The following is a 23,728-nucleotide window of genomic DNA, read 5'->3' on the forward strand; positions in this document are numbered from 1 at the left end:
GGCCGGTAAACCCTCGGGCGCCCGCCCGCTGCGCCGCCCGCCCCTCCCCCACTGCTGGCCGCCCTTGGCCGGCGGCTGGAGCGGTCCCGGCTTCCCCCACAAGGAGCAGGAACCGCTCGTTCCGGCACCGACACTACGACCACGGAACACCGCCCCCGACCGGCCTTGACGCCCCCCTGTCGCCCACCGGCCGGCTCTTGACGGCTCGTTGACGCCACCCCGGTCGGGCCCTGCCCCACGACGCGTACCGGCGGCTACGGCACGGACCGGCACCCATGACCCGGACCGGCGGCTACGGCACGTACCGGTAGCCGATCCCCGGCTCGGTGATCAGGTGCCGCGGCCGGGCCGGGTCGCGCTCCAACTTCCGCCGCAGTCCGGCCAGGTACACCCGCAGGTAGTTGCCGCGCGCCTCCTGGGCCGGCCCCCACACCTCGCGCAGGATCTGCCGCCCGGGCACCAGCCGGCCGGGGTTGGCGAGCAGCAGGCTGAGGATCCGCCACTCGGTCGGGGTGAGCCGCACCGGTCCGCCCGGCCCGACCACCGTGGTGGCCGCGAGGTCGACGGTGTGGTCGCCGATCACCGGTCGGCCCGGCGGCGCCGGGCTCAGCGGCCGGCGCAGCACCGCCCGCAACCGGGCCAGCAGTTCGTCCATCAGGAACGGCTTGGTGAGGTAGTCGTCGGCGCCCGCGTCCAGGGCGCCGATCTTGTCGGCGGCATCGGAGCGGCCGGAGAGCACGATGATCGGCGCCGCGCTGTGGGTGCGCAGTCCGCGCAGCACGTCCATGCCGTCGAGGTCGGGCAGGCCGAGGTCGAGCAGGACGGCGTCCGGGGCGGAGTGCGCGGCCCGGTCGAGCGCCTCGCTGCCGCTCGCGGCCGTGCGGACGGCGTACTGCCGGGCGCTGAGGTTGATCCGCAGGGTGCGCAGCAGGGCCGGTTCGTCGTCGACGACGAGGATCTCGCAGTTCTCGATGGTGTGCTCACTCATGGTGCGGTGGCTCCTCCCCGGTGGCACGGTGCTCGGTGACGGCGGGCTCGGTGACGGCGGCCTCGGCGGCCGGCTCGGCGGCGGGCTCGGTGACGGCAGTCTCAGCGTCGGCCTCCGCGGCCGGTTCGGCGGCGGGCTCGATGACGGCCGGCAGGGTGAGCAGCATGGTGGTGCCGCCGCCGGGGGTGTCCTCCACCTCCAGGCTGCCGCCCATGGCCTCGGCGAGGCCCCGGGAGAGGGCCAGGCCCAGGCCGACCCCGGTGGTGTTGTCGGTGTCGCCGAGGCGCTGGAAGGGCAGGAAGACCCGGTCGCGGTCCTCGGGGGCGATGCCGGGGCCGCGGTCGATCACCCGGATCTCGACCTGGTCGGCGTGGTGGCTGGCGGTGACCAGGACGGGCGCGCCGGGGGCGTTGTAGCGCAGCGCGTTGGTGATCACGTTGGCGAGCACCCGCTCCAGCAGCGGGGGGTCGGCGAGCACCGCCGGGGCGGTGTCCAGGTCGAGCGGCTGGACCGGCGCGTACGGGTCGGGGAGGCTGTCGAGCGCCCGGGGCAGGACCTCGTCCAGGTGGGTCTCGGTGAGGTGCAGGGTGAGCGCGCCGGCCTGGAGGCGGCTCATGTCGAGCAGGTTGTCGACCAGCCGGGTGAGCTTGACCAGCGATTCGTCGGCGGTTTCGAGGAGTTCGGTCTGGTCCTCGGGCGAGAACTCGACGTCCGGGCTGAGCAGCGAGCCGACCGAGGCGCGGGCGGCGGCCAGCGGGGTGCGCAGGTCGTGGCTGACGGCGGCGAGCAGTGCGGTGCGCATCCGGTCGGCGGCCTTGATCGGCTCGACCTCGGCGGCGACCACGGCCAGCCGGTCGCGCTCCAGCGCGGCGCCGACGTGGGCGGCGAAGGCGGTGAGCACCCGCTGGTCGGCGGCCGGCAGCCGGCGGCCGGTGAGGATCAGCACGGCGTCGACGCCGACCGGGACCTCGGTGGTCTCGTGCTGCGCCTCGTCCTCGTCCGGGTGCTCGGCCTCGCTGTGGGCGAGCACCTCGCCGTCGGAGCGGGAGAGCAGGACGACGGTCTGCATGCCGAAGGCCGTCCGGGACTTCTCCAGCAGGGCGGGCAGCGCGTCGGCGCCGCGCAGCACGCTGCCGGCCAGGGTGGAGAGGGTCTCGGCCTCGGCGGTGGCCCGGGCGGCCCGGGTGGTGAGCCGGCCGGCGTGGTCGACCACGGTGGAGACGGCGAGCGCGATGGCGGCGAAGACCACCAGGGCGACGATGTTGTTGGTCTCGCCGATGGTCAGGCTGTGGACCGGCGGGATGAAGTAGTAGTTCAGCAGCACCGAGGCGATGAACGCGGCCAGCAGGGCGGACATCGCGCCGCCGAGCAGGGCGACGATGACCACGCCGAGCTGGAAGATCAGCGCGTCGGTGGTGAGGTTGATGGTGTCATGCGCCTGGGAGAGCAGGGCGGTGAGCAGCCAGGGGATCACCAGGCCGGCCAGGTAGCCGACGACGGTGCGGCGCCGGGAGTGGCGCCGGCCCAACGCGGGCAGCCGGCCGCGGCCGGTGAACTCGTGGGTGACCATGTGGACGTCGATGTCCTCGGAGGCGTCCACGGTCGTCTGCCCGGTGCCCGGGCCGGTGAGGAAGCGGTTGATCCGGCCGCGGCGGCTGGTGCCGAGCACCAGCTGGGTGGCGTCGTGGGCGCGGGCGAAGGCCAGCAGCGCGGTGGGGACGTCGTCGCCGACCACCACGTGGTAGCTGCCGCCGAGGCTCTCGACCAGTTGCCGCTGCTGGGCGAGCGCGCCGGAGGAGGCGCCGGCCAGGCCGTCGCTGCGGGACACGTGCACGGCCAGCAGCTCGCCGCCCGCGGCGGCGGCGATCCGGGCGGCCCGTCTGACCAGGGTCTCGCCCTCCGGGCCGCCGGTGAGGGCGACCACCACCCGTTCGCGGGTCTCCCAGACCCGGTCGATCTTGTGGCTGGCCCGGTAGTCGCGCAGCCCCTCGTCCACCCGGCCGGCCACCCAGAGCAGGGCGAGCTCGCGCAGGGCGGTGAGGTTGCCGACCCGGAAGTAGTTGGAGAGCGCGGCGTCCACCTTCTCCGCCTTGTAGACGTTGCCATGGGCCATCCGCCGGCGCAGCGCCTGGGGCGCCATGTCGACGAGTTCGAGCTGGTCGGCCCGGCGGACCACCTCGTCCGGGACGGTCTCGCGCTGCGGGATCCCGGTGATCTTCTGGACGACGTCGTTCAACGATTCCAGGTGCTGGATGTTGACGGTGGTGATGACGTCGATCCCGGCGGCGAGCAGTTCCTCGACGTCCTGCCAGCGCTTGGCGTGGCGGCCGCCGGGGATGTTGGTGTGGGCCAGTTCGTCGACCAGGACGACGGACGGACGGCGGGCGAGCACCCCGTCGAGGTCCATCTCCTCGAACTCGGCGTCGCGGTAGGAGCGGTGGGCGCGCGGCAGCACCTCCAGGCCGTCGGTCATGGCCTCGGTGTGGCGGCGGCCGTGGCACTCGATGTACCCGATCACGACGTCGGCCCCGCGCTCCTGTCTGCGCCGGGCCTCGTCCAGCATCCGGTAGGTCTTGCCGACCCCCGGGGCGGAGCCGAGGTACACCCTCAACCGACCGGTGCGGATGCCGGAGCCGGGGGTGAGGTCGCGGGCCATGGGCACGGCTTCTTTCCATCAGGAGGTGGCGGCGGGGGACGGTACGCGTCTGCGGGTACGGCGCGGCCGACCCGGGCGCGGGGAGCATCCTCCCGCGCCCGGGTCGGCCCGGTCATCCTGGTATGTCGTGCGGTGTCACTGTCCGATCACTTCTGCTCGGTCACTGCTGCGCGGTCGGGTCCGCTCGGTCGGGTCCGCTCGGTCACTTCGCTTCGCTGATCGCCCGGTTGAGCAGGACGACGTTGACGCCCTCGTTGCCGAGGAAGCCGAGCGAGCGGCTCTCGGTGTACTTGTCGACCAGCCCGGCGACCGTCTCCACCGGCAGCTTGCGCTCCTTGGCGACCCGGTTCACCTGCTCCTTGGCGTAGACCACCGAGATGTGCGGGTCGAGGCCGGAGCCGGAGGCGGTCAGCGCGTCGGCCGGGACGCTCGCCGGGTCGACGCCGTCGAACGCGGCGACGGCGGCGCGGCGGTCGTTGACGGCCTTGAGCAGGTCGTCACTGTTCGGACCGAGGTTGCTGGCGCCGGAGCTGTCACCGGCGTAGTTGTTGGCGGAGGGCCGGGGCTGGAACCACTTCGGGTCCGGCACCGGGTCCTCCTTCGGGTCGTCGGGGTTCTTCTTGGGCAGGTTGTAGTTCTGGCCGAGGAGGCTGGAACCGATCACCTTCCCGTCGGACTTCACCAGCGAGCCGTTGGCCTTGTCGCTGAACGCGACCTGGCTGATCCCGGTGACCAGCAGCGGGTAGGCGACTCCCAGGATCACCGTGAGCACGAGCAGCACGCGCAGCGCGGTCCAGTGGGTACGGACGGTCGTCGGCAGGGGCTTGGACATGATGTTTTCTCCTTCCCTGCGTCAGCTGAGGCCGGGGATGAACTGGACGATCAGGTCGATCAGCTTGATACCGACGAACGGCACCACCAGACCGCCGAAGCCGTAGACCCCGATGTTGCGGCGCAGCAGCGAACTGGCGTCGGACGGGCGGTACTTCACGCCGCGCAGGGCGAGCGGGATCAGGCCGATGATGACCAGGGCGTTGAAGATGATCGCCGAGGTGATCGCGGACTGCGGGCTGTGCAGGCCCATGATGTTGAGGTGGCTCAGGCCCGGGTAGACCCCGGCGAACATCGCGGGGATGATCGCGAAGTACTTGGCCACGTCGTTGGCGATCGAGAAGGTGGTCAGCGCACCGCGGGTGATCAGCAGCTGCTTGCCGATCTCCACGATCTCGATCAGCTTGGTCGGGTTGGAGTCCAGGTCGACCATGTTGCCGGCCTCCTTGGCCGCCATGGTCCCGGTGTTCATCGCGACGCCGACGTCGGCCTGGGCGAGCGCGGGGGCGTCGTTGGTGCCGTCGCCGGTCATCGCGACCAGCTTGCCGCCCTCCTGCTCCTTCTTGATCAGGGCCATCTTGTCCTCGGGCGTGGCCTCGGCGAGGAAGTCGTCCACGCCGGCCTCCTCCGCGATCGCCTTGGCGGTCAGCGGGTTGTCGCCCGTGATCATGATGGTCTTGATGCCCATCCGGCGGAGCTCGTCGAAGCGCTCCCGCATGCCCTCCTTGACCACGTCCTTGAGGTGGATGACCCCCAGGACGCGGGCGGGACGGCTGCCGACCTTGGCGGCCACCACCAGCGGGGTGCCACCGGCGGCGGAGATGCCGTCGACCAGGGTGGCGACCTCGTCGCCGACCGAACCACCGTTCTCGGTGACCCAGTTGGAGACCGAACCGGCCGCACCCTTGCGGACCTGGTGGACGCCTTCGGCCTCGTCCAGGTCCACGCCCGACATCCGGGTCTGGGCGGTGAACGGGACCCAGGTGGCGTGGGTGAGCTCGCCCTGGGCGCGGGCCCGCAGGCCGTACTCGGTCTTGGCCAGGACCACGATCGAGCGGCCCTCGGGGGTCTCGTCCGCGAGCGAGGAGAGCTGGGCGGCGCCGGCCAGTTCGTCCGTGGACACGCCCGGGGCGGGCAGGAACTCGGCGGCCTGGCGGTTGCCCAGGGTGATGGTGCCGGTCTTGTCGAGCAGCAGGGTGTTGACGTCGCCGGCGGCCTCGACGGCGCGGCCGGACATCGCCAGCACGTTGCGCTGGACCAGGCGGTCCATGCCCGCGATGCCGATCGCGGAGAGCAGCGCGCCGATGGTGGTCGGGATGAGCGCCACGATCAGGGCGACCAGGACGATCATCGACTGCGGGGCGCCCGCGAAGGTGGCCATCGGCTGGAGGGTGACGACCGCGACCAGGAAGACGATGGTCAGCGAGGCCAGCAGGATGTTGAGCGCGATCTCGTTCGGCGTCTTCTGCCGGGCGGCGCCCTCGACCAGGGCGATCATCCGGTCGATGAAGGACTTGCCGGGCTCCGAGGCGATCTTCACCACGATCCGGTCGGACAGCACCTTGGTGCCGCCGGTCACCGCGGAGCGGTCGCCGCCGGACTCGCGGATGACCGGCGCGGACTCACCGGTGATCGCCGACTCGTCGACGGACGCGACGCCCTCGACCACGTCGCCGTCGCCGGGGATGACCTGCCCGGCCTCGACCACGACGTGGTCACCGAGCTGGAGCGCGGTGCCGGGCACCTCCTCCTCGGCCTGGGTGGCGGGCCAGTCGGTGAGCCGGCGGGCGACGCTCTCGGTCTTGGTCTTGCGCAGGGTGTCGGCCTGGGCCTTGCCGCGGCCCTCCGCGACGGCCTCCGCCAGGTTGGCGAAGATCGTGGTGAGCCAGAGCCAGACGGTGATCGACCAGGCGAACACCGACGGGCTGGCGATCGCGGAGACGGTGGTGACCACCGAGCCCACCTCGACCACGAACATCACCGGGTTCTTGACCATCACCCGGGGGTCGAGCTTCTTCACCGCGTCCGGCAGGGACGCGAGGATCAGCTTCGGGTCGAGGAGGCCGCTCTGCACTCTGTGCGGCGCGGCGGGCTCGGCCTTGTCGTCGGCCGGTGCGGGGTTGAGCGTAGGGGTGGACATCAGGAGAGACCTTCCGCGAGCGGCCCGAGGGCCAGGGCCGGGAAGTAGGTGAGGCCGACGACGATCAGGATCACACCCGACAGCAGGCCCACGAACAGCGGCTTGTGGGTGGGCAGGGTGCCCGGAGTGGCCGGAACCGGCTGCTGCTGGGCGAGCGAGCCCGCCAGCGCCAGGACGAAGACGATCGGCAGGAAGCGGCCGAAGACCATCGCCAGGCCGAGCGCGGTGTCGTACCAGTCGGTGTTGACGGTGATGCCCGCGAATGCCGAACCGTTGTTGTTGGCGGCCGAGGTGAAGGCGTACAGCACCTCGGAGAAGCCGTGGGCCCCGGAGTTGAGCATCCCGGCCCGCTCGCCCGGCAGGGCCATCGCCACACCGGTGCCGACCAGCACGAGGGTCGGGGTGGTGAGGATGTACAGCGAGGCGAACTTCATCTCGCGGCCGCCGAGCTTCTTGCCCAGGTACTCGGGGGTGCGGCCGACCATCAGACCGGCGACGAACACCGCCACGACGGCGAGGATCAGCATGCCGTACAGGCCGGAGCCCACACCGCCGGGCGCGATCTCGCCCAGCATCATGTTGAAGATCGTCAGACCGCCGCCGAACGGCGTGTACGAGTCGTGGAACGAGTTCACCGCACCGGTCGAGGTCAGCGTGGTCGACGTGGCGAACAAGGCGCTGGCCGCGATCCCGAAGCGCTGCTCCTTGCCTTCCATCGCGCTGCCCGCGGCCTGCAGGGCGGTGCCGTGGTGCTGCGACTCGGCGAAGGTCATCAGGGCGGTCGAGGCCACCCAGAACAGGCCCATCACCGCGACGATCGCGTAGCCCTGGCGGTTGTCACCCACCATCCGGCCGAAGGTCCGCGGCAGGGCGAACGGGACCAGCAGGATGAGGAAGATCTCCAGCCAGTTGGTGAAACCGGTCGAGTTCTCGAACGGGTGCGAGGAGTTCGCGTTGAAGAAGCCGCCACCGTTGGTGCCGAGCTCCTTGATGACCTCCTGGGAGGCCACCGGGCCACCCGGGATCTTCTGGATCTCACCGGTGAGGGTGTGCGCCTCGGTGAAGCCGTGGAAGTTCTGGATCAGGCCGTTGGCGGCCAGGACCAGGGCGAAGACGAACGCCAGCGGCAGCAGCAGCCGCAGGTTGATCCGGACCAGGTCCACCCAGAAGTTGCCGACCCGGTCGGTCCTGTTGCGCGTGAAGCCCCGGATCAGCGCGGCGACGACGGCGATGCCGACGGCCGCGGAGACGAAGTTCTGCACCGCCAGGCCCGCCATCTGCACCAGGTGGCCCATCGCGGACTCGCCGCTGTAGGACTGCCAGTTGGTGTTGGTGACGAAGGAGATCGCGGTGTTCCAGGCCTGGTGGCCCTCCATCTGCGGAACGCCCAGGTTCAGCAGCAGGTAGCCCTGGAGCCGGATCAGGCCGTAGAGGAAGAGCACCGAGACGGCCGAGAAGGCCAGCACCGAGCGCAGGTACACCGACCAACGCTGATCGGCGTCACCGTCGACGCCGATCACCTTGTAAATGCCGCGCTCGACTCTGAGGTGCTTGGAGGTGGTGAGGACCTTGGCGATGTAGTCGCCGAGGGGGCGGTAGCACAGGGCCAGCGCGCCGACGAGGGCGAGGGCCTGCAGCCAGCCCGCGAGAGTGGATCCCATGTCAGAACTTCTCCGGGAAGATCAGCGCCACGACGAGGTAGCCGACGAGAGCGACGGCCACGACCAGACCAGCGATGTTCTCGGCACTCATGCGCCCACCTCGCTTCGCTCGGCAGCCGCTTCGCGCCACACGCGCCCCTGGACGGTTCGTTCACTGCGCTCACTCACAGCTTCTCCACCCCCCGCGCGATCAGGGCGATGACGGCGAACACGGCGACCGTGACACCGACGTAGATGAGATCGGACATGGGCTCCACCAGCGTGGTTCGGAAGATGCCGCGACCGGGCCGAATGGCTTCCGTGCGGCACCGGCGGACGACCGGCAGAGGAAGCAAATCAGCCGTCTAAGGCGCGTTAGGGCTCCCTGACGCCCTCCATACGGGTGAACGCAGTGCGTTGACGCGACCTTGACGTCCGCTTCACCGGGCCGAGACCGGCGTGATCAGGCCGAGACCTGGGGCGCGTCGGGCGGGGGCGCGTCGAGGACGGGCCCCGGACACGCGTCGGGCCCCGGTCCGACATGGCGTCGCACCGGGGCCCGTGGGTCCACCCGTCAGTCTCCTACCGCTCCCGCGGTCACATCCGCATCCGCAGGCGGCAGACCACCGCGTCGGTGTGCCGGCGCAGGGCGCGGTCGATCACGGCGCCGCGCCGGTTCTGCAGCGCGCGCTGCCACCAGTGGGCGGGCTCGACCTCGGGGATCAGCACGGTGAGCCGGTCGTACGCGTGCTCCTCGCCCAGCTGGTTGACGAAGTCGGCGATCGGCTGGCCGAGCCGCCGGTGGTCCTCCGCGATCTCCAGCAGGGGCACGCCGGGCTGCCACAGCTCCCAGTCCCGGCGCAGCGCCTCGGCGTCCGCCGGGTCGTGCACCACGGTCACCGCGAACACCTCGTCGCCCAGCGAGAGCGCCGCCGACAGGCCGTCCCGGGTGAGCCGGGTGATGGCCGTCACCGGGACCACCACCAGGCTGCGCTGACGGGTCACCGCACCCGGCACCCGGCCCAGTTCCAGCCGCTCACCGATCCGCCGGTAGCTGCGGTGGATCGCCTCGAACAGCACCACCAGCAGGGGCAGGGCCACCACGATGCCCCAGGCGCCCTCGGTGAACTTGGTGCCGGTCACCACGAGGGTCGCGATGCCGGTCAGCACCGCGCCGAAGCCGTTCAGCGCGGCCTTCCACCGCCAGCCGGCCGGGCGGTTCAGGTGCCAGTGCCGGACCATGCCGACCTGGCAGATGGTGAAGCCGACGAACACGCCGATCGAGAACAGCGGCACCAGGTCGTTGACGTCGCCGCCGGAGCCGACCAGCAGCGCGGCCGACACCGCGGCCAGGAACAGCACGCCGTACCGGTACACCTGGCGGTCGGCGCGCAGCGCGAAGACGTGCGGGAGGTGGTTGTCCCGGGCGAGCAGGTCCATCAGCACCGGCAGGCCGCCGAAGGAGGTGTTGGCGGCGAGGCCGAGCAGGACCACGGTGGCGAACTGGACGACGAAGAAGCCGGCGCCGTGGCCGAGCGAGGCGTCCGCGAGCTGGGCGAGCACGGTGACGCCGTCGACCGGCTGGAGGTGGAAGCGGCCGATCAGCACGGCCAGGCCGATCAGCATCACGCCGAGCAGGGCGCCGAGCGCGACCTCGGTGTGCTGGGCCCGCTTCACCCGCGGGGTCCGGAAGGAGGGGACGGCGTTGGCCACCGCCTCGACGCCGGTCAGCGCCGAACAGCCGGCCGCGAAGGCCTTGAGCAGCAGCAGCGCGCCGACCGCGGTGGCGTTCTCGGCGAGCACCGAGGCGTGGCCGGCGGCGGCCGCGGTGCTGGCCGGGGCGTCCCGGAACAGGCCGACCACGATGATCGCCAGGATGGAGAGCACGAAGACGGCGGTCGGCACCAAGAACCAGCGCGCCGACTCGGCGATGCCGCGCAGGTTGACGGCGGTCACCAGGGCGAGCACGCCCAGGCAGAGCCAGACCCGGTCGTCGTACAGGCCGGGGATCGCGGAGGTCAGCGCCGCCACTCCGGCGGTCACCGAGACCGCGACGTTCAGGATGTAGTCGATGACCAGCGAGGCGGCCGCGGTCAGCGCCGTCCGGCGCCCCAGGTGGGCCTTGGCGACGGCGTACGAGCCGCCGCCGTCCGGGAAGGCCGCGATCACCTGCCGGTAGGAGGCGACCAGCACCGCGAGCAGGACGGCGATCGCCACCGTGACCGGCACCGTGAAGCCCAGCCCGTACGCGCCGGCCGCGGCCAGCACCAGCACGATCGACTCCGGGCCGTAGGCCACCGAGGCCATCGCGTCCAGCGACAGCGCCGCCAGGCCGCCGAGCGCGCTGAGCCGGTGCCGCTCGTCGCCCGCCCCGGTGTCCGGCGGTTCGTCGGCCGTGACGGCCGGGGTGGAGATGGCGCTGGACATCGGACGGACCTCCGCAGTCGGTAGTTGCTCCGAATCCTGCGGTTCGCGCGCCCGGGGCGCGCCCGTCCCCTACGCGTTCCTGACACCGTCACCAGCGCCCTTGACGCGGTCTTGACGCCGCCGCCGTACGGCGGAAGGGGGGCTTGGCGGGGGTGGGGTGAGCCGTTGTCCCGGCGGGCGCCGGTTGGGAAGACGATCAGCTCGGTCGAAGGACTCCCACCCCCGACCCCCCACTCTGCTGCCTGCCAAAGGTAATTGCAAGCAATGTGCAACAAGTGCCCGACGGCCCCACCCGGACGGCCCCGCCGTTCGATTCCGCCCGGACCGCACGAAAAAGCCCCCGATCCGCGTTTCCGCAGATCGGGGGCCGTTTCTCTATCCTGTGGCTGGTGCAGGGTTCGAACCTGCGTAGCTTGCGCGACAGATTTACAGTCTGCTCCCTTTGGCCGCTCGGGCAACCAGCCAGGATGGTGTTTCGCGGGGCTTCTCGGCCCCGTTCGACGTGGTAAACCATACCTGATCCGGGGGGGTGCTACGCCACTCGGTAGATCACCCGACGATCAAGGACCGCCGCGCGGCGCTCACGGGCGGGGCCGGGGTGACGCTGGATAGGCTTGGGCGGCGGGCGCCCGGTGGGGCGGGCCGTGTCAGTGAAGCCAGAGCATCAAGGAGACCAACACCCATGGCCGACTCCAGTTTCGACATCGTCTCGAAGGTCGAGTGGCAGGAGGTCGACAACGCGATCAACCAGACCTCCCGTGAGATCGCCACCCGCTTCGACTTCAAGGGCGTGGGCGGCGAGATCAGCCGCTCCGGCGAGAAGATCGAGATGAAGGCCAACGGCGAGGAGCGCGTGCGCGCCATCCTGGACGTGCTGCAGACGAAGTTCGTCAAGCGCGGCCTGTCGCTGAAGGCGCTGGACGCCGGTGAGCCGCAGCTGTCCGGCAAGGAGTACAAGATCTTCGCGGACATCAAGGAAGGCATCACCACGGAGGATGCCAAGAAGGTCGCGAAGATCATCCGGGACGAGGGCCCGAAGGGCGTCAAGGCCCAGGTCCAGGGCGACGAGTTGCGCGTCAGCTCCAAGAGCCGCGACGACCTCCAGGCCGTCCAGGCCCTGCTCAAGGGCAAGGACCTCGACTTCGCGGTCCAGTACGTGAACTACCGCTAGTCGACCCCGGCCCCGCCCGCACCCTGCGCGCGGGCGGACGGCAGAACGGCTGGACGGCACGGCCCCGCTCCCGGGTTCGGGGGCGGGGCCGTTCGCGTCGGCGCGGCAGGCCGGTCAGAGCGCCGCGGCGAGCTCCTCGGCGATCGCGGCGGCGAAGGCGTCGACGTCGGCCTCGGTGGTGTCGAAGGAGGTCATCCAGCGGACCTCGCCGCTCTGCACGTCCCAGGTGTAGAAGCGGAAGCGCTTCTGCAGGGCCTCGGTGGCGGCCGGCGGCAGCACGGCGAAGATCTGGTTGGCCTGCACCGGGCGGTCGATCCGGATGCCGGGCAGGTCCCGGACGGCCGTGAACAGCCGCTGGGTCATCGCGTTGGCGTGGGAGGCGCTGCGCAGCCAGAGGTCGGTGCCCAGGAGGGCCTCGAACTGGACGGAGACGAAGCGCATCTTGGAGGCCAGCTGCATCGAGGTCTTGCGCAGGTAGCGCATGCCCTGGACGGCCTCCCGGTTCAGCACCACGATCGCCTCGCCGAGCAGCAGGCCGTTCTTGGTGCCGCCGAGCGAGAAGGCGTCCACGCCGGCGTCGGTGGTGAAGGCCCGCATCGGGACGCCCAGGGTGGCGGCGGCGTTGGCCAGTCGGGCGCCGTCGAGGTAGACCTTCATGCCCAGGCCGTGCGCGTGGTCACAGATCGCCCGGATCTCCTCGGGCGTGTAGCAGGTGCCGACCTCGGTGGACTGGGCGATCGACACGACGGCGGGGCGGGCCCGGTGCTCGTTGTCGAAGCCGTAGGCCTGGCGGTCGATCAGCTCGGGGGTGAGCTTGCCGTCCCAGGCCGGGACAGTGTGCAGCTTGAGGCCGGCCATCACCTCCGGCGCACCGCCCTCGTCCACGTTGACGTGCGCGCTCTCGGCGCAGACCAGGGCGTCCCGGCGGTCCATCATGGCCTGCAGCGCGACCACGTTGGCGCCGGTGCCGTTGAACACCGGGAACACCTCGGCGGACGGGCCGAAGTGGCCGCGGAACACCTCCTGGAGGTGCTCGGTGTAGACGTCCTCGCCGTAGCTGACCTGGTGGCCGCCGTTGGCGACGGCGATCGCCGCCAGCACCTCGGGGTGGACGCCGGCGTAGTTGTCGCTGGCGAAGGCGCGGAGCTCGGGGTCGTGTCGTCGCTGCGGGGTCATCGGGTGCTGTTCCTCCACTGGCACGGGGTCGGGGGTCACGGGGGCCACGGGGCTCACGGGGGTCAGGGCGGTCACGGTCGTACCGGTTCGACGTCGAGCCGGTACTCGGCCATGATCCGGCGGGCCGCGGCCCGTACGCTCCGCTCGTCCGGTCCGGTCAGCCGGAAGCGGCCGGGGACGTGGAAGTAGCCGCCGGTGCCGTCGTACACGGCGCCGGGCTCGGGCAGCACCTCGGCGTACACCTGCGGCACCACGCCCGTCATCGGGGTGCGGTCCAGCACCCGGGCGGGCCGGACCGCGGGCTCGGGCATGACGACCCAGCCGGCGCTGGCGTGCTCGAAGCCGCGGCCGGCCGACTCCAGCGGGAGGCCGAGCACCGTGCGGAAGGTCTCCGCCATCAGGTCGATGCCGTGCACCTCCCGGTGGACGAAGGGCACCTCGGCGCCGCCCGGGCGCATGCCGACCTCCAGGAAGACCGGTTCGCCGCTCGGCCGGCGGATCACCTCCAGGTGGAAGCAGCCGGTCTCCAGGCCGAGCGCCCGGACGCAGGCGAGCGCGAAGGCGGCGAGCTCGTCCCGCAGCGCGCCCGGGTCCAGGAACACCGAGCCGAGCGGGCGGCCCTCGGTGAACTCCAGCGGGGTGTTGACGTAGCCGGAGACGCTGACGAAGTGCTCGCGGCCCGCCGCGAGCACCCCGTCGACGTGGTAGATCTCCGAGGAGACGTACTCCTCGCACTCGTACTCCTCGGCGTCGGTCTCCGCGAGCGCCGCCGTCAGGGCGGCGGAGTCGTGGACGATCCGGACGCCGGCCGAACCGGCCCGGGCCCGCGGCTTGAGGACCATCGGGAAGCCGACCGCGCGCTCCAGCTCGGCGGCGGACGCGCCGCCCGCCAGCGCGGCGAACCGCGGCACCGCCAGCCCGGCCGCGGCCACCCGCTCCTTCATCACCACCTTGTCCTTGAACGCCCGCACCAGGTCGGCCGAGGGGCCGGGGGCGCCGACCGCCTCGCGCACCCGGGCGGCCGTCAGCACGTCGTACTCCGACAGGCCGACCACGCCGTCGAAGGCGCCGTGCCGCTCCCGCAGTTCCCGTGCGGCCGCCAGGACGGTGGCGAACTCCAGGTCGGGCACGGTGACCACGCGCCCGGGCTCGATCGGGCCGAGCGCGGCCACGCCGTCGGGCGTGGTGACGACCGAGAGGTCGCAGGGGTGGCCGGCGCAGTACCGCCGGTACTCGGCGTCCTCGTCGTCGTAGCGGTTGACGACCAGGTAGTGCGGGTGTTCAGGCACGCGGGGGCTCCGAAGGGGTGGTGGGGATCAGCTCAGGGTTTCCGGCAGGCAGGCGGCGAAGTCGGCCGCGGTGACCGGGGTGAACCACCGCCGGTACGCGACGGTGGCCGGGGCCGGGCGCTCCGGGAAGGCGGCGAAGCCCGGGTCGCCGGTGCCGCCGAGCCGCCGCCAGAGGTCGGCGGCGAAGTCCGGCATGATCGGGAAGCCCAGCAGGGCCAGCCCCTTGAGCCACCAGTAGCCCTGGTCGGGGGTGCGGTCGGCGTCGGGGAGGGCGTCGATCCGGTCGATCCAGGAGTCCAGCACCGCGCCGGCCTCGGCCATCCGCACGGTCGGGCCGTCCAGGGCCCGCTCCAGCCGGTCCAGGTGCGCGTCGAGCGCGGCCAGCACCGGCGCGGGGAGCGCCGCCGGTTCGGCCGGCAGCCGCTCCCAGGCGGCGGCGATCCGGTCCTCCAGGACGCCGGCCAGCCGGTGGTTGACGGCGTCCAGGAACTCCTTGGGCTCGAAACTGGTCTGCGAGGTCTCCGGGTTGACCAGGGCGAGGTGGTAGCGGACGGCGTCCGGGGTCAGCCCGCGGACCTTCGCGACGCCCGAGGCGGTGATCGCGTGCCGGCGGCTGGTGGAGAACTTCTCCCCGGCCAGCTGGTAGAACTCGTTGATCAGCACCCGGTCGTACGGCCGGGTGTCCCCGTGCACCAGGGCGACGGCGTTGATGCAGACCAGCGCGGACACCACGTTGTCGCAGCCGAGGCTGGTCACGGTGACCACGTCGGAGTCGGGCGAGAAGGAGTTGACCTCGGCGCCGATCCGCTGCCGGTGGATCTCGCCCAGCAGCCGGGCGAACATGAAGCCGCCGGTGTACGAGAACAGGCTGGACGGGACGCCGTCCTCGCCGCCGGCCAGCGTCATCCCCCAGGTCTCGGGGACGCTCAGCCGGATGGTGGCGCCGCCCCGGCCGAGCAGCGCCCGGACGGTCGAGCGGTACCGCTCGGCGAGGTCCAGGCGGTCGAACTCGGGCTCCAGTTCGGCCAGTCCGGCGGTGCGCAGGAAGCGGGTGGCGATCTGCCGCCACTGCCAGTCGGCGTCCGTGGCCAGCCGCGGGCGCGGCTCGACCACCTCCTCCGGGCGGAAGTGCGCGCCGCAGCCCTCGCAGAAGTAGCTGGCCACCTCGGTGCCGCAGTCCGGGCAGCGGCCGAGCAGCAGCGGGCCGACCACGAAGCGGCCGGCGGTCGGCTCGTACGGGACCTTCTCGATCAGCGTGCTCACCGCGCCGCGGGCGTCCAGCCGGGCGACGCTCCCGTCGATCTCGCGCTGGAACAGGCCGTGCCAGGGCTCCTCGGCGGGGTTGACGAACTCGTCCATGCCGATCCGCAGCGCGGCGAGGTCGGCCTGCATGACCTCGTGGTAGTGGGCGACGACCTCGCCCGGGTCGACGCCGTCGACCCGGGCCTTCATGGCGACCCAGGGCTCGTAGGCGTCGGTGCCGGTCATGATCGCCGGACGGTCGCCGCGCATCCGCAGGAAGCGGGCGAGCGCGTCCACCCGCAGGAAGGGGCCGGCGATGTGGCCCAGGTGCAGGTGCCCGTTGGGAGTGGGCTCCGGGGGGACGAGCAGGTAGTGGCGGGGGGTGGCGTTGGTGCGCATCGTGGTCCTCAGGGGCTGTCGGGAGGTCAGTCGAGGCCCAGCAGGGCGAGTGCGCCCTCGGCCATGGCCGGGGCGAGCCGGAAGCCGGAGCCCGCGCCACCGGTCGCCAGGACGACGCCGTCCAGGCCGTCCAGCGGGGTGATCAGCGGGGCGAAGTCCGGGAGGTAGAGGTCGGCACCGGTCCGGCAGCCGATGAACTCGGGCCGGAAGCCCGGGAGTTGCTCGGCGAGGACGGCCTCGGCCAGGGCCCGGTCGGCGGGGTTCGGCGCCAGCCGGGTGCGCTCGGGCGGGCAGTCCCAGTCGGTGCTGGTGATGCTGTAGTACCAGTCCCGGCCCTCGCCGACGGGCAGCAGGAAGGCGTCCGGCTCGTCCAGCACCAGCAGCGGGCGGTGCCCGCCGGGCTCTCCGCCGCGCAGCCGGTAGGCGACGACCTTCTTGGTCCGGGCGCCGAGCCGCTTCGCCGTCGCGGCGAACGGGCCGGTCAGGGTGGCGGCGCCGGGGGCGGCCAGCACTCGGCGGGCGGTCAGTTCGCCGCCGTCCTCGGCGATCAGCCGGTAGCCGTCCGCGCAGGGCTCGACGGCGCGCACCGCGAAGCCCTCGACCAGGTCCCGCCGCGGGCCGTCGGCCCGGGATCCGGCGGCGAGGGGTCGGGCAGTGAGGGATCCGGCGGCGAGGGATCCGGCGGCGGGGCCCCCGTCGGTGAGGGGCCGGAGCAACTGCTCGACGGCCTCGGCGGGTTCGGAGAACGTCGCCTCGGCGGAGCGCCGCAGCTCGGTGCCCGCCCCGCCGACCGGTCCGCCGAACACGGCCCGCAGCTGCGCCTCCTGCTCGGACCGGCAGGGCGCCAGCGCGTCGCCGACCAGCTGGCCGTCGACCCCGGCCGCGCCACCGGCCGGCACCACCCAGTACGCGCGCCGCACCTCGGCGTTCAACGCGGGTGCGAGCGAGGCCAGTTCGGCCCGGAGTTCGAGGCTGCGCCGGGCCAGGGCCCGCTGCTCCTCGGTCCGCCCGGCCGGGATGTCCACCGCGAGCGAGCGCACGGTCGAGCCGTCGTGCACGGCGCCCGCGCAGACCGCGACCACCGAGGCGTCCGGATGGCGCAGCGCGGCCAGGCCGACGGCGGTGGCGCCGACGATGCCGGTGCCGATCACCGCGAGGTCGTACGTCCCGTGCCCGCTCACGCGCCGGCCTCCCGCCACCAGATGGAGAGCACCGTCATCTCCTCGTCGGCGGTGTGCAGCCGGTGCTCCTCGCCGCCCGGGAGCGCGTACAGCCCGCCCGGGCGGGCCGGGTGCTCGCGGCCGCCGCAGGTGATCACCCCGTGGCCGCGCTGGACCAGCCACAGCTCCTGCGAGGCGTGGCAGTCGGCCATGGTGGCCGAGTGCGGGGGCACGGTGAACACCGCCAGGTTGACGGGCAGCCGGCCGACGGCCGCGAGGACCTCGGCCGCGTCCAGGTCGGCCTCCAGGCTGGAGGTGCCGGTCTCGTCGACGTCGGGCGCGAGGTAGCGGACCTCGACGGACCGCCCCTCGGCCCCGGTGTCCGGGCCGGCCGTCTCGTTCAACTGATGCATCGTCAGGAACCCCCGTTCGTACGGATGCTGTCGAGGATGACCCGGCTGCGCCAGGCGAGCAGGCCGAGGTTGGGATCGGTGATGCCGAACGCGTGCCGGGCACCGTTCTGCAGGTAGATCCGGTGGCCGTCCGGCCCGTCCCACTCCACCGAGTAGTCCTCCCGGACGACCGGGAGGCCGTCCTCCAGCCGCAGCCGCCCGGTCAAGGCGCCCAGGCACTGCGGCAGTTGCTGGACGTAGCCGGTCGCCAGCACGACCGCGTCGCAGTCCACCGCGGTCTCGGCCCCGTCGGACTTGAGCTCCAGGCGCAGCCCGTCGGCCCGCTCGGCGAGCCCGGCGACCTCGTGCCCGGGCAGCAGCCGGATCAGCTCCGGGCGCCCCTCGACGTGGCTGGTCAGGTAGACGATCCGGTACAGCTCGGCCAGCAGGCCCTCGTTGACGCCGTCGCTGGCGTACTTCTGCTCGGCCAGCAGGGCGGCCCGCTGTTCCCTGGGCCGTCCGAAGAAGTCCTGGGCGGCCTCCGGCAGGTACAGGTCGTTGGTGAAGGCCGACTCGTCCAGCGGCAGGAAGCCGGGCCGCCGGCTGACCCAGGTGACCTGCTCCGGGCGGGCCTGGCCGACCAGCAGGTGGCGGACGATCTCGGCGCCGCTCTGCCCGCCGCCGACCACGGCGACCCGGCGGCCGGCCAGTGCCTCGGCGTGCTGGACGAACTCGCTGGAGTGGAACACGGCCGGCCCGGTGGCGCCCTCCAGCACCGGCGGGAGGTACGGCTGCGGGCCCGCGCCGAGGACGAGGTGCCGGGAGCGGAAGGTGCCCCGGGAGGTCTCGGTCTCGAAGTGGTCGCCGTGGAAGCGGACCTCCGTCACGTCGTGGTCGTAGCGGACGGTGTCGCCGAGCTGGTCGGCCACCCAGCCGAGGTACTGGTTGAACTCCGCGCGGTGGACGGCCGGGAAGCGGGCGGTCAGGAACTGGTAGAACCGGCCCTTGGCGGCGAGGAAGGCCAGGAAGGAGAACCGGCTGGTCGGGTCGACCGGGGTGACCAGGTCCTTGAACGGCGAGTTCTGCAGGGTGGCGTCGGGGAGCAGCAGTCCCGGGTGCCAGGCGGGCCGTTCGCGGCGGTCCAGGTGCAGTCCGGTGGTGCCCGGGTGGGCTTCGGCCTGGGCGGCCAGGCTGAGGTTGGCCGGGCCGGCGCCGACCGCCAGGTAGTCGAGGAGCTCGCTCACCGTTCGTCCTCCGCTTGCGGGTTGATCCGGACGGCGGCGTCGACCGCGCCGCGCAGCGCGGTGGCGGCGGCCGGGGAGTCGGCGGTGAAGACCGCCTGGCCGAGCCGGCAGCGGAAGTCGTCCAGGTGCGGGTGGATCGGGTCGCCCGGGGCGAGGTCGAGCCGGACCTCGCGCACGCCCGGCAGGGCGGCCGCGGTGTCCAGGCCGGTGGCCCGGTCGAAGCGGGTCTCCCCGGGGGCGGTGAAGAAGTGGATGCCGGCGACGGCCGCGACCGGCTCGCCGAAGGCGCCGGTCTCCTGCGGGTCGAGGCCGAGCAGCCCCGCCAGCCAGACCCGCGGCAGGCTGACGCCGGTGGCGAGCTGGGCCAGTTCGGCGATCCGGTCGCCGCCCATCCGGGCGCCGATCTCGACCAGGGCCGGGCCCTGGGCGGTGAGCCGCAGTTCGCAGTGGAACGGCCCGACGCTCAGGTTGACCGCCCGGACGACGCCCTGGACGTACTCCTCGATCGCGGCCGAGGCCTCGGCCGACAGGGCGGCGGGCAGCTGGTGGCCGATCTCGGCGAAGTACGGCTCCGGCGCGAGGAGCTTCTCGGTCACCGCGACGACGGTGGTGGTGCCGTCGAGGACGTAGCCCTCGACGCTGTACTCCGGCCCGTCCAGGTACTCCTCGACCAGGGCCCGCTCGATCATCGGACGGCCGAGGTCGACGAAGTCGTCGGTGCTGAGCCGGCGGTACGCGTCGGTCAGCTGGTCCAGGTCGTGGACCACCGACACGTGGAGGCTGCCGGACTGGTCCACCGGCTTGACCACGCAGGGGAAGCCGGTGAGCTCGGCGGCCTTCGCGAGGTGCTGGTCGGAGCTCACCTCCAGGAAGCGCGGGCTGCGCAGCCCGGCGGCCTCGACCGCCTCGCGCATCCGGGTCTTGTCCCGGACCTGCTCCACCGTCCGCACGTCCAGGCCGGTCAGGCCCAGTTCGGCGGCGAGGTGCGCGGCGTTGGGGACGTAGACGTCGCAGCCGGGGAAGACCGCGGACAGCGGGAGGCGCTCGTGCAGTTCGCGGACCGCGGCGAGCAGGGCGGGCAGGTCGTTGGTCTCGACGGTCACCAGTGCGTCGATGCGGTCGCGCAGGTGCGCGGGCATCACCCGGTCCTCGGTGTCCGCGCTGGCGACCACGACGCCGATCCCCAGGTCCAGGGCGGCCTCGACCAGCAGCACACCCCCCGAGAGGGCTTCGATCACGAGGATGCGCCGGTCCGAATGCTTGGTCATCGTGCTATGTCTTCCCGTTCGTGGGCCACGGTCGCCGTTCCGGCGTCGTGGTGGTGGGGGTCGTGAGGGTGGTGGGGGTCGGCGGGGGCCGGGCGGCCGGCCCGGGCCAGCCCGGGCAGCAGCGCGAGGGCCAGGACCAGCGTCCCGACCGCGGCCACCCGCAGCAGGGTGGCCGGGTCGACCGAGGAGCCGGCCAGGGCGAGGGTCGCCCCGGCGACCGGCATCGGCGCCACCAGCAGCAGGCCGAAGGCGGCGACCGCGCTGCCGTACTCCCCGGTCGGCACCCGCTCGGCCCTGGTGGTGCGCAGGTAGACGCTGAACAGCGAGTCCAGGGCCAGGAACACCCCGAGGGCGACGCCGAACAGCGCCAGGTCCGGGGCCACGGACAGCCCCAGGCAGACCAGCGCGGAGGCGACGGCCAGGCCGATGCCGTAGCGCCACAGTCCGAGCCGGCCGATCAGCCAGGGGGCGATGCCGACCACCGCGATCGAGGCGACGCCGGCCGCCGAGTAGACGAAGCCGAGCGCGCTCTCCGAGACGCCGTACCGGGTGGCGACCAGGGCCGGGGCACTGCCGATCAGCAGGCTGAGCAGGTAGTTCAGCCCCATGGTCAGCAGCACCACGCTGCGCAGCACCGGATCCCGTACGGTCCGGCGCAGGCCGGCCAGCGGGGACGGCGCCGCGTCCGGGTCGGCCCTGCCGGCGGGCAGGGCGACGGCGAGCAGCAGGCTGGCCGCGTAGCCGGCTCCCGCGGTGGCGACGAACACCACCGGCGGGAAGAGCAGCAGCAGTCCGCCGAGCGCGGGCCCGGCGATGATGGCGGCCTGTTCCAGGCCGGTCAGCACCGACTGGGTGCGGGCCGCCCGCTCCGGCGGGGTGAGCAGCCGTCCGGCCTTCTCGCCGGCCACGAAGGTCTGCTCGAAGAACGCGCCGGACAGCATGCCGAAGACCAGCACCACGGGCACCGCGGTGCTCGGCCGGAGCAGGATCAGCAGACAGCAGACGGCCGCCAGGGCGAGCCGTCCCGCGTCGCTGACCAGGAAGATCTGGCGGATCGACAGCCGGTCCACCAGGTAGCCCGCACCGGCCAGCGAGAGCAGCCGGGGCGTCCAGGTCAGCACCACGGCCACACCCGACCAGGTGAGCCCGCCGGTCACCCGGTAGCAGAGCAGGGGGATCCCGAAGACCAGGAGGTTGTCCACCAACCAGCCGATCGAGCGCAGCGCGAAGTAACCCACCGTACGGCCGGACGCCATGGAAGTTCCCCCGTGAACCTCGGAAATCGCCACCCCGGCCGGGCTGTTCGAAGCCCGGCATGAGCACGACCGTAGCCCGTCGAAAACGGAAAAGCTAGATCCATTTTCTGCGTCGACATGAAGATCTGTTCTCATCTGACGCTTCGACAGGAAGATCTGTTGGCAGACGTCGGGACGACGACAAGGCCCCGCTCCCGGACCGGGGAGCAGGGCCTCGTGCGGCGGCCGACGGGGGGCCGGCCGGTCACGACCGACTGATGACGGTCAGTCGGTGGCGGGGTGGGAGCGGGTGGCAGCGGTCAGCGCCTGCGCCTGGGCGCGCAGCGCGTCGAGCTGCTCCTGGAGGCCCGCGGGCGCGGAACCGGGGAGCTGCCGGGACGGGCTCGCGGCGGCACCCGGGACGGTGGGCAGCGCCGGCACGCTCGGGAGTTGGCCGAGCAGGCCCTGCAACGCGGCGAGGAGCTGCTGGACGACACCTCCGACGTCGGGGACGGCCGAGGTCACCGTCGAGAGCAGGCCGGTGACCAGCTTGACGACGTCGCCGAGCGCCCCGAGGGCCGCGCTCGGGTCCGGCGTGGCCGGGACGGCGGGCAGGGCCGGCAGGGCGGGCAGGGCCGGGACCGTCGGGGCTCCGGGCACGGTGGGCGTTCCGGGCACGGTGGGGGTGTCCGGCAGGGTGGGCACCGTCGGCACGGTCGGGGTGTCCGGCACCGTCGGCACGGTAGGCGCCGTCGGTACGGTCGGGGTGCCCGGTGCGGTGGGGGTGTCCGGTGCGGTGGGCGCCGTCGGCACGGTGGGGGTGTCCGGCGCAGTGGGGCTGTCCGGCACGGTGGGCGCCGTCGGGACGACGGGGGCGGAAACGGTGGTGCGGGGGGCCGCGGCTCCCTGGCCGGCGGCGGTGGCGGACGCCGTGGCGACCATGGTCAGCGCGAGAGCTGCGGTCAGGGTGGCGGCCATCCGGGTGGAACGCATGGGTACTGCTTCCTCTCAGTGCGAGTCAGGCGAGATCGCCTGACTCACACCGTGCGGTCGCCGTCCGGGCCCGGCCACCGCAGGTACGCCGAACGGCGGCGCGCCGGACGACGGCTCGGCCCTCCGCCCGACCGCTCAGCCCTCCGCCCATCCCGCGGTGCTGCGGTGCGCCCCCAGCCCGACCGAGTCGAACTCGTCCGCCCGCCCCGGTTCGACGGACCCGCCGAGCCACCGCAGGGCGCGCGAGATCGGGGTGCCCTCGGCCGGCGCGGGCTCGAACTCGCCACTGGCGAGCGGGCCCAGGACGACCCGGCCGTCGAACCAGCCGGCGGCGCGCTGGGTCCCGCCGCCACCGAAGTACTCGGCCTCGACGCAGACGATCGGACCGGCCTTGGACCAGGCGGCGAGCCGGAGTTCGAACCCGTCGGAGTACCCGCCGAATCCCGCCCCGCCGAATCCCGCCCCGCCGACGGACCTGGACACCGCGGCGTCGCCCTGGAGCGCGGACAGCACGGCGGGGGTGACCGGGATGAGCGCCAGCCCCTGGGCCAGCGGCACCACCCGGGCCGCCGGCACCTCCGCCGCCGCCACCGTCAGCAGCTCCAACATGCCGATCAGCGCTCGGAGTTCATACGACATGCCCGACATGCTGTCCCACCGCACCGACAGTCGGCCCGGAATTTATCGTTCCGTGCCCGCACGGAGACCGTAGAGCAGGGTGAAGAGGGTCACGTCCACGGCGTCGTCGGCCGTACTCGGACCTTCTTCGGACAAGCCGTCGAAGATGTCGGCCAGTTGGGCGCGGAGCCGGGTCAGCCGGTCCGGGTCGAGCCGGAGGGTGAAGTGCGCGAACAGTCCGGCCGACGGGCCCGAACCGTCCTGCGGGCGGCTGAAATCCAGCCGCCCGTCGGCCACATGGGCGCGGAACTCGCCGCGGACCCGGTCGATCGCGGCCAGCATGGCGTCGTACGCCTCGGAGCGGGCCGGGGAGTCGGCGGTGAACATCTCCGGGGCGAGCCGGATGGAGTCCTGGGCGACCCGGTAGCGGCTCTCCACGATGCCGGAGACCAGCCGGGTGCCCGCCACCAGGACCAGCCCGGCCTTCTCCAACTGCTTGATGTGCCGGTAGAGCTTGGTCTGTGGCTCGCCGAGCTCGGCGGCGAGCTCCTTGGCGGTCAGCGGACGGTCCTCGGCGGTCTTCAACGCGCCGAGGATGGCGAGGCGCAGCGGGTCGGCCAGTGCCTTGAGCACCGCGACGTCGCCCACCTGGCGCTCCTTGACCCAGGTGGTGGGCTGCTGCTGCTCGTCCCCGTCGGCGGGTTCCTGTTCGTGCTCGGCCACGGGCCCACCCTCGCAGATCGGCCGCTCCGCCCGCAATCACCTCTCGGTGAGCGCTCACCCTTGCGCAATCACTCACGCTCACGCCATCATTCACGTGAGCGTGAACGGTGTCGGAGAACGCGAACGATGGGGGTCG

At 72.7% G+C, this 23,728-nt stretch carries 19 protein-coding genes and 1 tRNA gene; 1 reads left to right on the top strand and 19 read right to left on the bottom strand.

Annotated features, from left to right (window positions below; translation table 11 throughout):
• Nucleotides 1-292 precede the first annotated feature (292 nt).
• The 8 genes from ACFV8H_RS12545 to ACFV8H_RS12580 form a co-directional block, all read right to left on the bottom strand.
• Complete coding sequence (locus ACFV8H_RS12545) at nucleotides 293-988, bottom strand: response regulator (protein ID WP_375881967.1); 696 nt, start codon at nucleotides 986-988, stop codon at nucleotides 293-295.
• Nucleotides 981-3,644 (bottom strand): ATP-binding protein, encoded by a 2,664-nt coding sequence (locus ACFV8H_RS12550; protein WP_380398970.1) that lies wholly within the window; start codon nucleotides 3,642-3,644, stop codon nucleotides 981-983. Before ACFV8H_RS12550 ends, ACFV8H_RS12545 begins: the two co-directional genes overlap by 8 nt.
• Before the next feature lie 202 nt (nucleotides 3,645-3,846).
• Nucleotides 3,847-4,476: a K(+)-transporting ATPase subunit C gene (gene kdpC / locus ACFV8H_RS12555; RefSeq protein WP_380398972.1), complete on the bottom strand. Its 630-nt coding sequence runs from the start codon at nucleotides 4,474-4,476 to the stop codon at nucleotides 3,847-3,849.
• A 21-nt stretch (nucleotides 4,477-4,497) separates the two neighbouring features.
• Entirely contained in the window at nucleotides 4,498-6,615 is a 2,118-nt protein-coding gene (gene kdpB, locus ACFV8H_RS12560) for a potassium-transporting ATPase subunit KdpB (RefSeq protein ID WP_380398974.1), read from the bottom strand.
• On the bottom strand, nucleotides 6,615-8,276 hold the full coding sequence (gene kdpA / locus ACFV8H_RS12565) for a potassium-transporting ATPase subunit KdpA (RefSeq protein ID WP_380398976.1): 1,662 nt from the start codon (nucleotides 8,274-8,276) through the stop codon (nucleotides 6,615-6,617). Before kdpA ends, kdpB begins: the two co-directional genes overlap by 1 nt.
• A 1-nt stretch (nucleotide 8,277) precedes the next feature.
• Nucleotides 8,278-8,367, bottom strand: coding sequence for a K(+)-transporting ATPase subunit F (kdpF, locus tag ACFV8H_RS12570; RefSeq protein ID WP_045693083.1), 90 nt, complete (start codon nucleotides 8,365-8,367; stop codon nucleotides 8,278-8,280).
• Nucleotides 8,368-8,852: 485 nt separating this feature from the next.
• Nucleotides 8,853-10,682, bottom strand: a complete 1,830-nt coding sequence (locus tag ACFV8H_RS12575; protein WP_380398978.1) for an APC family permease — start codon at nucleotides 10,680-10,682, stop codon at nucleotides 8,853-8,855.
• A 383-nt stretch (nucleotides 10,683-11,065) separates the two neighbouring features.
• Nucleotides 11,066-11,146: transfer RNA gene (locus tag ACFV8H_RS12580), tRNA-Tyr, on the bottom strand.
• A gap of 218 nt (nucleotides 11,147-11,364) precedes the next feature.
• Here ACFV8H_RS12580 and ACFV8H_RS12585 point away from each other — a divergent pair.
• Nucleotides 11,365-11,853: a YajQ family cyclic di-GMP-binding protein gene (locus ACFV8H_RS12585; protein ID WP_375881954.1), complete on the top strand. Its 489-nt coding sequence runs from the start codon at nucleotides 11,365-11,367 to the stop codon at nucleotides 11,851-11,853.
• 114 nt (nucleotides 11,854-11,967) lie between these two features.
• Here ACFV8H_RS12585 and ACFV8H_RS12590 read toward each other — a convergent pair whose 3' ends face one another.
• From ACFV8H_RS12590 to ACFV8H_RS12640, 11 genes are all read right to left on the bottom strand, one after another.
• Complete coding sequence (locus ACFV8H_RS12590) at nucleotides 11,968-13,029, bottom strand: threonine aldolase family protein (protein WP_380398980.1); 1,062 nt, start codon at nucleotides 13,027-13,029, stop codon at nucleotides 11,968-11,970.
• A gap of 71 nt (nucleotides 13,030-13,100) precedes the next feature.
• Nucleotides 13,101-14,318: an acetyl-CoA carboxylase biotin carboxylase subunit family protein gene (locus ACFV8H_RS12595; protein WP_380398982.1), complete on the bottom strand. Its 1,218-nt coding sequence runs from the start codon at nucleotides 14,316-14,318 to the stop codon at nucleotides 13,101-13,103.
• 27 nt (nucleotides 14,319-14,345) lie between these two features.
• Nucleotides 14,346-15,959, bottom strand: a complete 1,614-nt coding sequence (locus ACFV8H_RS12600) for a class I tRNA ligase family protein (protein ID WP_380398984.1) — start codon at nucleotides 15,957-15,959, stop codon at nucleotides 14,346-14,348.
• A 26-nt stretch (nucleotides 15,960-15,985) separates the two neighbouring features.
• The gene (locus tag ACFV8H_RS12605) at nucleotides 15,986-17,140 is read right to left on the bottom strand and encodes an NAD(P)/FAD-dependent oxidoreductase (RefSeq protein ID WP_380398986.1); all 1,155 of its coding nucleotides are present in this window, start codon (nucleotides 17,138-17,140) and stop codon (nucleotides 15,986-15,988) included.
• Complete coding sequence (locus tag ACFV8H_RS12610) at nucleotides 17,137-17,523, bottom strand: cupin domain-containing protein (protein WP_380398988.1); 387 nt, start codon at nucleotides 17,521-17,523, stop codon at nucleotides 17,137-17,139. The genes ACFV8H_RS12605 and ACFV8H_RS12610 overlap by 4 nt, the downstream gene beginning before the upstream one ends.
• A gap of 11 nt (nucleotides 17,524-17,534) precedes the next feature.
• Nucleotides 17,535-18,755, bottom strand: coding sequence for a lysine N(6)-hydroxylase/L-ornithine N(5)-oxygenase family protein (locus ACFV8H_RS12615; RefSeq protein ID WP_380398990.1), 1,221 nt, complete (start codon nucleotides 18,753-18,755; stop codon nucleotides 17,535-17,537).
• Nucleotides 18,752-20,023: an ATP-grasp domain-containing protein gene (locus tag ACFV8H_RS12620; RefSeq protein ID WP_375881940.1), complete on the bottom strand. Its 1,272-nt coding sequence runs from the start codon at nucleotides 20,021-20,023 to the stop codon at nucleotides 18,752-18,754. The genes ACFV8H_RS12615 and ACFV8H_RS12620 overlap by 4 nt, the downstream gene beginning before the upstream one ends.
• Entirely contained in the window at nucleotides 20,020-21,279 is a 1,260-nt protein-coding gene (locus ACFV8H_RS12625) for an MFS transporter (protein ID WP_380398992.1), read from the bottom strand. Before ACFV8H_RS12625 ends, ACFV8H_RS12620 begins: the two co-directional genes overlap by 4 nt.
• 264 nt (nucleotides 21,280-21,543) lie before the next feature.
• Complete coding sequence (locus ACFV8H_RS12630) at nucleotides 21,544-22,251, bottom strand: hypothetical protein (RefSeq protein ID WP_380398994.1); 708 nt, start codon at nucleotides 22,249-22,251, stop codon at nucleotides 21,544-21,546.
• 135 nt (nucleotides 22,252-22,386) lie between these two features.
• Nucleotides 22,387-22,890: a hypothetical protein gene (locus ACFV8H_RS12635; RefSeq protein WP_380398996.1), complete on the bottom strand. Its 504-nt coding sequence runs from the start codon at nucleotides 22,888-22,890 to the stop codon at nucleotides 22,387-22,389.
• A gap of 42 nt (nucleotides 22,891-22,932) precedes the next feature.
• On the bottom strand, nucleotides 22,933-23,592 hold the full coding sequence (locus tag ACFV8H_RS12640; protein WP_380398997.1) for an ArsR/SmtB family transcription factor: 660 nt from the start codon (nucleotides 23,590-23,592) through the stop codon (nucleotides 22,933-22,935).
• Nucleotides 23,593-23,728 lie beyond the last annotated feature (136 nt).

Source organism: Kitasatospora sp. NPDC059827, assembly GCF_042731675.1.
Lineage (GTDB): Bacteria > Actinomycetota > Actinomycetes > Streptomycetales > Streptomycetaceae > Kitasatospora.

Bases quoted from the DNA above. Each gene is read 5' to 3' on its own strand.
- ACFV8H_RS12545 (WP_375881967.1), bottom strand. From the start codon at position 988: ATGAGTGAGCACACCATCGAGAACTGCGAGATCCTCGTCGTCGACGAC.
- ACFV8H_RS12550 (WP_380398970.1), bottom strand. From the start codon at position 3,644: ATGGCCCGCGACCTCACCCCCGGCTCCGGCATCCGCACCGGTCGGTTG.
- kdpC (WP_380398972.1), bottom strand. From the start codon at position 4,476: ATGTCCAAGCCCCTGCCGACGACCGTCCGTACCCACTGGACCGCGCTG.
- kdpB (WP_380398974.1), bottom strand. From the start codon at position 6,615: ATGTCCACCCCTACGCTCAACCCCGCACCGGCCGACGACAAGGCCGAG.
- kdpA (WP_380398976.1), bottom strand. From the start codon at position 8,276: ATGGGATCCACTCTCGCGGGCTGGCTGCAGGCCCTCGCCCTCGTCGGC.
- kdpF (WP_045693083.1), bottom strand. From the start codon at position 8,367: ATGAGTGCCGAGAACATCGCTGGTCTGGTCGTGGCCGTCGCTCTCGTC.
- ACFV8H_RS12575 (WP_380398978.1), bottom strand. From the start codon at position 10,682: ATGTCCAGCGCCATCTCCACCCCGGCCGTCACGGCCGACGAACCGCCG.
- ACFV8H_RS12585 (WP_375881954.1), top strand. From the start codon at position 11,365: ATGGCCGACTCCAGTTTCGACATCGTCTCGAAGGTCGAGTGGCAGGAG.
- ACFV8H_RS12590 (WP_380398980.1), bottom strand. From the start codon at position 13,029: ATGACCCCGCAGCGACGACACGACCCCGAGCTCCGCGCCTTCGCCAGC.
- ACFV8H_RS12600 (WP_380398984.1), bottom strand. From the start codon at position 15,959: ATGCGCACCAACGCCACCCCCCGCCACTACCTGCTCGTCCCCCCGGAG.
- ACFV8H_RS12620 (WP_375881940.1), bottom strand. From the start codon at position 20,023: ATGACCAAGCATTCGGACCGGCGCATCCTCGTGATCGAAGCCCTCTCG.
- ACFV8H_RS12625 (WP_380398992.1), bottom strand. From the start codon at position 21,279: ATGGCGTCCGGCCGTACGGTGGGTTACTTCGCGCTGCGCTCGATCGGC.
- ACFV8H_RS12630 (WP_380398994.1), bottom strand. From the start codon at position 22,251: ATGCGTTCCACCCGGATGGCCGCCACCCTGACCGCAGCTCTCGCGCTG.
- ACFV8H_RS12635 (WP_380398996.1), bottom strand. From the start codon at position 22,890: ATGTCGTATGAACTCCGAGCGCTGATCGGCATGTTGGAGCTGCTGACG.